At 48.8% G+C, this 8,582-nt stretch carries 9 protein-coding genes; all 9 read right to left on the bottom strand.

The window, feature by feature from the left end; genetic code table 11:
• On the bottom strand, positions 1–365 hold a 365-nt coding region (locus AWV70_RS23895), incomplete at its 3' end, for a hypothetical protein (protein WP_201024390.1).
• Positions 362–1,366, bottom strand: a complete 1,005-nt coding sequence (locus tag AWV70_RS16560; protein ID WP_060209480.1) for a VanW family protein — start codon at positions 1,364–1,366, stop codon at positions 362–364. The genes AWV70_RS16560 and AWV70_RS23895, both read right to left, overlap by 4 nt.
• 124 nt (positions 1,367–1,490) lie before the next feature.
• On the bottom strand, positions 1,491–2,093 hold the full coding sequence (locus AWV70_RS16555; RefSeq protein WP_060209478.1) for a thymidine kinase: 603 nt from the start codon (positions 2,091–2,093) through the stop codon (positions 1,491–1,493).
• Positions 2,094–2,548: 455 nt separating this feature from the next.
• On the bottom strand, positions 2,549–2,764 hold the full coding sequence (gene rpmE, locus AWV70_RS16550) for a 50S ribosomal protein L31 (RefSeq protein ID WP_060209476.1): 216 nt from the start codon (positions 2,762–2,764) through the stop codon (positions 2,549–2,551).
• Positions 2,765–2,940: 176 nt separating this feature from the next.
• Positions 2,941–4,224, bottom strand: coding sequence for a transcription termination factor Rho (rho, locus tag AWV70_RS16545; RefSeq protein ID WP_060209474.1), 1,284 nt, complete (start codon positions 4,222–4,224; stop codon positions 2,941–2,943).
• Between the two features lie 142 nt (positions 4,225–4,366).
• Positions 4,367–5,332 carry a class II fructose-bisphosphatase gene (gene glpX, locus AWV70_RS16540; protein ID WP_060209472.1) on the bottom strand — a complete coding sequence of 322 codons (966 nt, stop codon included), beginning with the start codon at positions 5,330–5,332 and terminating at the stop codon, positions 4,367–4,369.
• 98 nt (positions 5,333–5,430) lie between these two features.
• Entirely contained in the window at positions 5,431–6,708 is a 1,278-nt protein-coding gene (locus AWV70_RS16535; protein ID WP_060209470.1) for a UDP-N-acetylglucosamine 1-carboxyvinyltransferase, read from the bottom strand.
• Positions 6,709–6,728: 20 nt separating this feature from the next.
• On the bottom strand, positions 6,729–7,376 hold the full coding sequence (gene fsa / locus AWV70_RS16530) for a fructose-6-phosphate aldolase (protein ID WP_060209468.1): 648 nt from the start codon (positions 7,374–7,376) through the stop codon (positions 6,729–6,731).
• Between the two features lie 91 nt (positions 7,377–7,467).
• Positions 7,468–8,325: a class II fructose-bisphosphate aldolase gene (locus AWV70_RS16525; protein ID WP_060209466.1), complete on the bottom strand. Its 858-nt coding sequence runs from the start codon at positions 8,323–8,325 to the stop codon at positions 7,468–7,470.
• Between the last annotated feature and the right edge of the window lie 257 nt (positions 8,326–8,582).

The following is an 8,582-nucleotide window of genomic DNA, read 5'->3' as shown; positions in this document are numbered from 1 at the left end:
ATCTCTTTGAGCGGGGAACGCACCTCTTTGAGCGGGGAACGCACCTCTTTGAGCGCGGGACGCATCTCTTTGAGCGCGAGGTGCACCCCTTTGAGCGCGGGATGCACCTCTTTGAGCGCGAGGTGCACCCCTTTGAGCGCGGGACGCATCTCTTTGAGCGCGAGGTGCACCCCTTTGAGCGCGGGACGCACCTCTTTGAGCGCGGGATGCACCTCTTTGGGCGCGGGATGCACCTCTTTGAGCGCAGGACGCATCACTTTGGGCGCGGGATGCACCTCTTTGGGCGCGGGACACATCACTTTGGGCGCGGGATGCACCTCTTTGGGCGCGGGACACATCACTTTGAGCGCAGCATGCTGATTCACTTGAAAACTCCCACATATTTCTCAGCTGTCCTGATTTCAATCGTCAGAAAATCATCCCCATAGATGGTCTTAATCAGAAACGGGGCGTCGGCTGTATTCTGGAATCTGAAGTCGAGGCCGCCGTAGGAGACGGTTGCATCCCTTCCTTTCGGGACGTAGCCGATGTCTATTGAATGATGATGCCATTCGATGTATTTTACCGGAAAATAATCGACTGCGTTGAATAAAGTGGAGGATGTTTGGCAAACGCCTCCGCCTATTCCCATGACAAGTTTTTTGTTGATGATTTCCGGCGCTGGCTGGTAACCGTTCGTTTCATCACGTGGACCAACGACGGTGTTGAAGGAGAATTGGTCTCCGCTCCCGACGATAGTATTGTTGATCGCTTTCGCGGAAAGTTCGATATTTTTATTCCGGTTTGTATCTGCCGGCTTGAAATAGGTCGTATACGAAGCGATTACAACCTCGTCTAAGTATGGGATATCCTCGGAATCATAACCACTTTCCCTTATTTCGATTGGCAGTTCAACAGTGCCCCCGCCAGCAGAAGCTTCCATTATCCGCTCAACTAATATGCTTTCCCGTAATAAAACCTGGGGGTTGCCTTCGATAAGATTTCCCTGTTCGTCCAATCTGTCGAGGATCATCCTTTGATCATAGCCAGGCTTTCCATCGACTCCACGTGCTAGCTCTTTTGCAAGTTGTTCCACTTTCGCTATGTACGCGGCGATGTCCATTTCATAGCCTAGATCGATTGGGGATAATGTGTGGATCAGTTTATTGGAAGCCGGGTCAATGATGTTGATAACTGGGGCCGGCGCCGGAATGATTTCCGTTTGGACAACCGGTTGCTTAGTCGATCCTGTTTGTGGTGTTTGCTGTTGTTCTACCCGTTCAGGCGTTTCCTCACTTTCTATATGTTGTTCAATCACCGATTGCTGTTGGCAGCCAAACAATCCAATCAGCATGATAAAAAGAAATGCAGAAATCCATTTTTTCATTTTCTTCCATCTCCCTTCCTTTACTGGTTGCCATTAGCCATAGTATTCAAGGGTTGTGGATAGTGTGTGTTTCAATGGCAATAAAAAAACAGCATAGAGCTGATCCATGCTGTCATTTCAATATTTATTTGACCGCCACGTTCGCGGTGACACCGTTTGGGACTTCGTGGTGCATGCGACATCTTGCTTCGTATGCTTCGGAAGCGCCTACGAGGATAATCGGATCGTCGTAGCCTGCGGGTTGTCCGTTGATAAGTCGTTGTGTACGGCTCGCGGGTGATCCACACACGGTACAGACGGCTTGCAGTTTTGTGACGTTTTCTGCGACAGCCATAAGCTGCGGCATTGGGCCGAACGGTTCTCCACGGAAATCTTGGTCGAGTCCTGCGACGATAACGCGGAATCCTCGATCTGCCAATTCCATGACAACATCGACGATGCCTTCATCGAAAAATTGAGCTTCATCGATGGCGATAATATCGTAATCATCTTTTACGAATTGTTCAATTTGTGCTGATTCGGCAACGGGTGTCGCAATTACTGTCGTTCCGTTATGGCTGACGACCGCTTCCTCGCTGTACCGATCGTCGATTTCCGGCTTGAATACCGCGATTTTCTGTTTCGCAAATTGCGCACGGCGTACACGTCGGATCAATTCCTCGGATTTTCCTGAAAACATGCTTCCACAAATCACTTCTATCCAGCCGCCTTGCATTGTTACGTACATGTTGGTTCCCCTTTCAATTCTTGCTCTATGTAAAGTTGTTCTGTTAGTTGTCGGAATGTCTATCATACATTAAAAAACTGTGGAAAAGACGTCTTTTATTTCGCGTCAGAATATGTTATGGAGCGGAGAATGAATGTCAACCTTGTGAATTTATGCGTCTTATTTTTGATTTATGCGCTTATCGATCGATTTATGAGTTGTTGCAGTTATTTATGCGTTTCTGGATTGTTTTATGCGTACATTTTTGAATTTATGCGTTTTTGAAGCAATTTATGGACTTCTTAGTACATTAATGCTTTTTCGGTAATAAAAGGACGCGGGAAGCGCCGTGCTAGGAGGATGTCGCTCGCGCCAATTTGGTTTTGACAAATTAGGGGGGTGATTCAAAAGGAATTCTATTCGTTTTATTCCCAAATTGAAAACCCGCCAAACAATGTTGGCGGGTTGGAAGGTTCTTATTCTTGTCCTTCTTCTTTGAAGCCATATTTCTTGTTGAAGCGGTCGATACGTCCGTCCGCTGCAGCGAATTTTTGGCGTCCAGTGTAGAATGGGTGACATTCTGAACAAACTTCTACGCGAATGTCCTCTTTTACAGAACCTGTTTCAAATGTGTTTCCACATGAACAAGTGACAGTCGCAACTTTGTAATTTGGATGAATTCCTGCTCTCATCGGTCTCTCTCCTCTCGCCCTGAACCATCTGGAACAGAGTATTATTGTAGGGTGTTGCATAAGACTGATGCCTTACACGGTCCGAATATGTCAACCGCATATGCAGCAGATGGCTATAAACCATACTCAAAAAGTATAACAAATCGGACGGGCATGTTCAAGCATTTTATTTCAAATCAAAGCAGTCCTTTTCCATTGCGATGGGCTTTCATTTCCTCATTTAGCTTTTCGAAGAATTCCTCGTTGGATTTGGATTGACGCAGTTTTTTCAGGAAGCGCTCTGCGAAATCCGGTGCGTCGGAGAACGTCTTTCGGATTGCCCACAGTTTTTCGAGCTGTTCCGTTGGGATGAGCAATTCCTCTTTCCGTGTTCCGGAACGGCGGATATCGAGAGCCGGGAAGATACGACGCTCTGCTAGGCTGCGGTCGAGATGCAGCTCCATGTTGCCGGTCCCTTTAAATTCCTCGTAGATGACTTCATCCATGCGGGAGCCTGTATCGATCAAAGCCGTTGCGAGAATCGTCAAGCTGCCGCCTTCCTCGAGGTTCCTTGCCGCACCGAAGAATCTTTTCGGACGGTGGAATGCCGCAGGGTCGATACCGCCGGAAAGCGTACGGCCGCTTGGCGGGATGACGAGGTTGTAGGCGCGTGCGAGTCTCGTGATGGAGTCCATCAGGATGACGACGTCGCGTTTATGTTCCACGAGGCGCATGGCGCGTTCGAGGACAAGTTCAGCGACTTTCACGTGGTTTTCCGGCACTTCGTCGAATGTCGAGCTGACGACATCAGCATTAACGGAACGTTCAATGTCCGTCACTTCCTCAGGACGCTCGTCGATAAGAAGGACGATCAGTTCCGACTCGGGATGATTTGTTGTGATCGCATTGGCGATTTCCTTCAAGAGCATCGTCTTCCCCGCTTTCGGAGGAGCGACGATGAGTCCACGCTGACCGAATCCGACCGGTGATACTAGATCCATAATTCGGGTCGACAGCTTATGTGGTGTTGTTTCAAGTTTAATATGACGATCCGGGTAAAGTGGTGTAAGTGCCGGGAAATGGACGCGTTCCCTCGCGACTTCCGGGTCTTCCCCGTTGACGGCTTCCACTTGCAGCAAGCCGTAATATCGTTCGTTCTCTTTAGGCGGACGCACTTTCCCTGTTACTTTATCACCGTTTCGCAGATCGAACCGTCTAATTTGGGAAGCGGAAATGTAGATATCTTCGGAGCTAGGCGAATAGTTGATCGGACGAAGGAATCCGTATCCTTCCGATTGGATGATTTCGAGTACGCCTTCCATGAAGAAGAACCCTTCCTGCTCAGCCCTTGTTTTCAGGATGGCAAAGATCAGTTCTTTTTTTGTCAGTTTGCTGTAATAGGAGATTTTGTATTCTCTTGCAAGCTCATATAACTCTTTCAGGGTCATATTTTCCAAGCTGGCGATTGTTAGAATTGGCATAGTATCGTAAGCTCCACTCTTTATTTGTTTTTCGTTTGTTTGGGTGTTTGTTGTTTATTCGGGTAGGTGAATCAATTAGAAGTATGCCCGGCATGTAGCCGGGCGTTGAGGCTTGCAATGTTTCACTTACATGAATTAATAATTAATCCTGCATGACTAGGTTCGGTTTTTTCTTCATGCTATGACGTCCTTCTACGAAACGGATCGTTCCGGATTTGGAACGCATGACGAGTGAGTGGGTTTCGCTGTAGCCGCCTTTGAATTGTACTCCGCGGAGCAATTCTCCGTCTGTTACGCCGGTTGCTGCGAAGATGGCGTCGTCGCCTTTTACGAGATCATCCATGTAGAGGACTTTGTTGACGTCGATGCCCATTCTTTCGCAACGAAGGCGCTCTTCTTCATTTGAAGGGACGAGGCGCCCTTGGATTTCCCCGCCGAGGCATTTGAGTCCGACTGCGGCGATGACGCCTTCAGGTGCTCCGCCGAGGCCAAACAGGATGTCTACGCCTGTATCGTCGAAAGCTGTGTTGATAGCGGCAGCCACGTCTCCGTCATTGATGAGTTTGATGCGCGCACCCGCAGCTCTGATTTCTTCGATAATCTTCGAATGGCGTTCACGGTTGAGGACAGTTGCCACAACTTCATCAATCGATTTGTTTTTCGCTTTGGCGACAGCGTGTAGGTTATCCGTGACGGATGCGTCAATGTCGATTTTACCAACCGCTTCTGGTCCGACTGCGATTTTATTCATGTACATGTCAGGCGCGTTGAGGAGGTTCCCTTTATCCGCAATTGCAATGACCGCAAGTGCATTCCAGCCTCCTGATGCGACAATGTTCGTGCCTTCCAGCGGGTCGACGGCTACGTCCACTTCCGGACCTTGGCCTGTTCCAAGCTCTTCGCCGATATAAAGCATCGGTGCTTCATCCATTTCGCCTTCGCCGATAACGACGACCCCTTGCATCGGAATCGTATCGAACACAGTACGCATCGCTTCCGTCGCGGCGTCATCCGCTTCGTTTTTCAAACCGCGCCCCATCCAGCGGGAAGCCGATACAGCCGCCGCCTCTGTTACACGTACTAATTCCATCGATAAACTGCGTTCCATTATGATTGTTCCTCCCGTTTAGCGCATTTCATTATTGAATAATAAATAAACGCTTTTCATTAGCTGTTAGTTTCGTCTTTAGTATAGCATAAGCAATTTCATTCGCTTACAGTCGCTTTTTCAGGAACGGACTCTTTCCGGATGTCCGCCCCGATGCCGCGAAGTTTCTCGATGAGGTCGCTGTAGCCCCGTTCGATATGCTGAATTTCCTGGATTTCAGTTTCACCGTCCGCGAGCAGTCCTGCGATGACGAGTGCCGCCCCGGCGCGGAGATCGGAAGCCCGGACTGTCGCCGCTTGCAGTGGAGTCGGTCCTGAAAGTATAACCGATTGCCCTTCCACTTTTCCGTCGGCATTCATCCGCCGCAGTTCATCGATTTGCTTGAACCGTGCGGAATAGATCGTATCTGTTATGACGGACGAGCCGTTCGCTTGTGACAACAGTACGGAGAACGGCTGTTGCAAATCGGTCGGGAATCCTGGATAGACGAGCGTTTTCACGTCGACCGCAAGCAAATTCTCCGATTTCGGAATGAAGACATGTTCTTCCCTCTCTTCCACTTTGACGCCCATTTCGCGTAGTTTCGCGGTCAGCGCTTCAACGTGGAAAGGGATGACGTTGTCAATCGTAATGCCATCTCCGACTGCCGCCGCCATGATCATGAATGTGCCTGCTTCGATCCTATCCGGAATAATCGTATGCTTCGTTCCATGCAGTCGCTCGACGCCTTCGATACGGATGACATTCGTTCCCGCACCTTTGATGTTGGCACCCATATTTGAAAGCAACGTGGCGACATCGATGATTTCAGGTTCTTTCGCTGCGTTTTCGATGATCGTCCGTCCTTTGGCACGTACCGCCGCAAGCATGATGTTGATTGTCGCGCCGACAGAGACGACGTCCAAATAGATTTTGGCGCCGCGCAATTCATCGGCACGCAAATAAATGGCGCCATGCTCGTTCGTCACTTTTGCGCCTAAAGCTTCAAAACCCTTGATATGCTGATCGATCGGACGGGGTCCTAAATGGCAGCCCCCGGGAAGTCCGATTGCCGCATGCTTAAATCGGCCAAGCATAGCCCCCATCATGTAATAGGAGGCTCTCAGCTTTTTCACATTGCCGTTCGGCAGCGGCATGGCGATCATTTCCGATGGATCGATCGTCATCTTGCCTGATTCGAAATCCACTTTCCCGCCAATATCTTCAAGGAGCGCTTGGAGGGTGAGAACGTCCGAGATTTCCGGTAGTCCGTCAATCGTTACGGGTGAATCCGCCAAGATGGAAGCCGGGATCAGTGCTACGGCACTGTTTTTTGCCCCGCTCACTTTTATTGTTCCACGTAGAGGTTTGCCGCCTCTGATTTTATAAACGTCCATTTCAGTCTCCTTTAGGCGTTTCACTTGTTCTTTCTTGCTTCCCAATCTTCAAGGAATTGCTGGATGCCTTTGTCTGTCAATGGGTGGTTGAATAATTGTTTAAGCACGTTGAATGGCGTCGTCGCGATATGCGCTCCTGCAAGTGCAGAGTCGGTAATATGCTGCGGGCTGCGAATAGATGCTGCAATGATTTCCGTATCTATATCGTGGATTGTGAAAATGTCCGCGATTGTGCTGATCAGATGAATTCCTTCTTGGCCGATGTCATCGAGTCTGCCGAGGAATGGGGATACATAAGTGGCTCCAGCGCGCGCTGCAAGCAATGCTTGGTTGGCACTGAAAATGAGGGTCACGTTTGTTTTGATGCCTTCTTGGGCGAAAACGGAGCACGCTTTCAGTCCTTCCGGCGTCATTGGAAGCTTGACAGTAATGTTTGGCGCGATTTTCGCAAGTTCGCGGCCTTCTTCGATCATTCCTTCTGCGTCGAGTGCAATGACTTCAGCGCTGACAGAACCGGGTACGAGCGCTGTGATCTCGCGAAGTCTGTCGTGGAATGAGATATTTTCTTTTGCAACAAGTGATGGGTTGGTTGTTACGCCGGATAGAATTCCCCAGCTATGTGCTTCTTTTATTTCTTCAAAGTTTGCCGTATCGATGAAAAATTTCATGTGAATCGTTCCTCCTTCGATGAATGGAAAAGAAGGAGAATGCATCTGGTTTTGATGCTTCTCCTATTTATATGACAAATTTCATTGCAAGTTAAGCTTTACCTGAAGATCCAAACTCGCGCATTTTGCCGATAACTGTATTCTTGATGGCTTCGCGCATCGGTGTCAGGTATTTACGTGGATCGTAGACGTCTGCGTCTGCGTTTAATTTTTCGCGGACCGCTTTCGTGCCTTCGATCTGGTTTTCGGTATTAACGTTTATTTTAGCCGTTCCGAGTGAGATGGCGCGTTGGATATCCTTAGTCGGGATGCCTGTTCCACCGTGAAGTACGAGTGGAAGGTCCGATTGGCTGGAGATTTCCTCCATTTCCTTGAATCCTAGGTTCGGTTCGCCTTTGTATGGGCCGTGTACCGATCCGAGGGCAGGTGCCAAACAGTCGATATCCGTGCGGTCGACAAGCTCTTTGCATTCTGCTGGATCTGCGTAAATGACGCCATCCGCGATGACATCGTCTTCCTGCCCGCCGACGACGCCGAGCTCGGCTTCAACGGATACACCTTTTGCATGTGCATATTCCACTACTTTTTTCGTGATTTCAATGTTTTCCGCTAGAGGTTTGGATGATGCGTCGATCATGACGGAAGTGAATCCTGCGTCGATCGCCTCTTTGCATTTTTCGAAACTGGATCCGTGGTCCAGATGGATAGCGACGGGTACGGTGATGTTATAATCATGCATTAACCCTTTCACCATGTTGACGACTGTTGTAAACCCGCCCATATAGCGTGCTGCTCCTTCTGAAACACCAAGGATAACAGGTGAATTCTCTTCTTGCGCCGCTTGCAGGATCGCCTGTGTATATTCAAGATTGTTCAAATTGAACTGTCCGATTGCATATCCTTCTTTTTTTCCTTTGATCATCATTTCTTTCATTGAAACAAGTGCCATTGCATTAGCCTCCTCGGAATCGTCGAGATGAATTTATTTGTTTGAATCAATATTTACCTCTTTTATCATAACAAAAACAGACAGTATTTACTACTGTCTGGCAGACTGTAGACAAAAGGGATGAAAATCGAATTGATTTTCATCCCTTTTGTCATATTAGCGCATTGACACAAAAACGTTAGACTGACGCGACGTTGATTTCCGTTCCGAGCGGACGCTTTCCGGGGGGCTTGCCCTCAGCCTCCTCGTCGCTTTGC

The sequence above is a fragment of the Sporosarcina koreensis genome, assembly GCF_001531445.1.
GTDB classification, from domain to species: Bacteria; Bacillota; Bacilli; order Bacillales_A; family Planococcaceae; genus Sporosarcina; species Sporosarcina koreensis_C.
This window is presented reverse-complemented; position numbering and strand designations above follow the sequence as displayed.

What these genes read in the sequence shown, in the direction of transcription:
- AWV70_RS16560 (WP_060209480.1), bottom strand. Translation starts at nt 1,366, where the DNA reads ATGAAAAAATGGATTTCTGCATTTCTTTTTATCATGCTGATTGGATTG.
- AWV70_RS16555 (WP_060209478.1), bottom strand. Translation starts at nt 2,093, where the DNA reads ATGTACGTAACAATGCAAGGCGGCTGGATAGAAGTGATTTGTGGAAGC.
- rpmE (WP_060209476.1), bottom strand. Translation starts at nt 2,764, where the DNA reads ATGAGAGCAGGAATTCATCCAAATTACAAAGTTGCGACTGTCACTTGT.
- rho (WP_060209474.1), bottom strand. Translation starts at nt 4,224, where the DNA reads ATGCCAATTCTAACAATCGCCAGCTTGGAAAATATGACCCTGAAAGAG.
- glpX (WP_060209472.1), bottom strand. Translation starts at nt 5,332, where the DNA reads ATGGAACGCAGTTTATCGATGGAATTAGTACGTGTAACAGAGGCGGCG.
- AWV70_RS16535 (WP_060209470.1), bottom strand. Translation starts at nt 6,708, where the DNA reads ATGGACGTTTATAAAATCAGAGGCGGCAAACCTCTACGTGGAACAATA.
- fsa (WP_060209468.1), bottom strand. Translation starts at nt 7,376, where the DNA reads ATGAAATTTTTCATCGATACGGCAAACTTTGAAGAAATAAAAGAAGCA.
- AWV70_RS16525 (WP_060209466.1), bottom strand. Translation starts at nt 8,325, where the DNA reads ATGGCACTTGTTTCAATGAAAGAAATGATGATCAAAGGAAAAAAAGAA.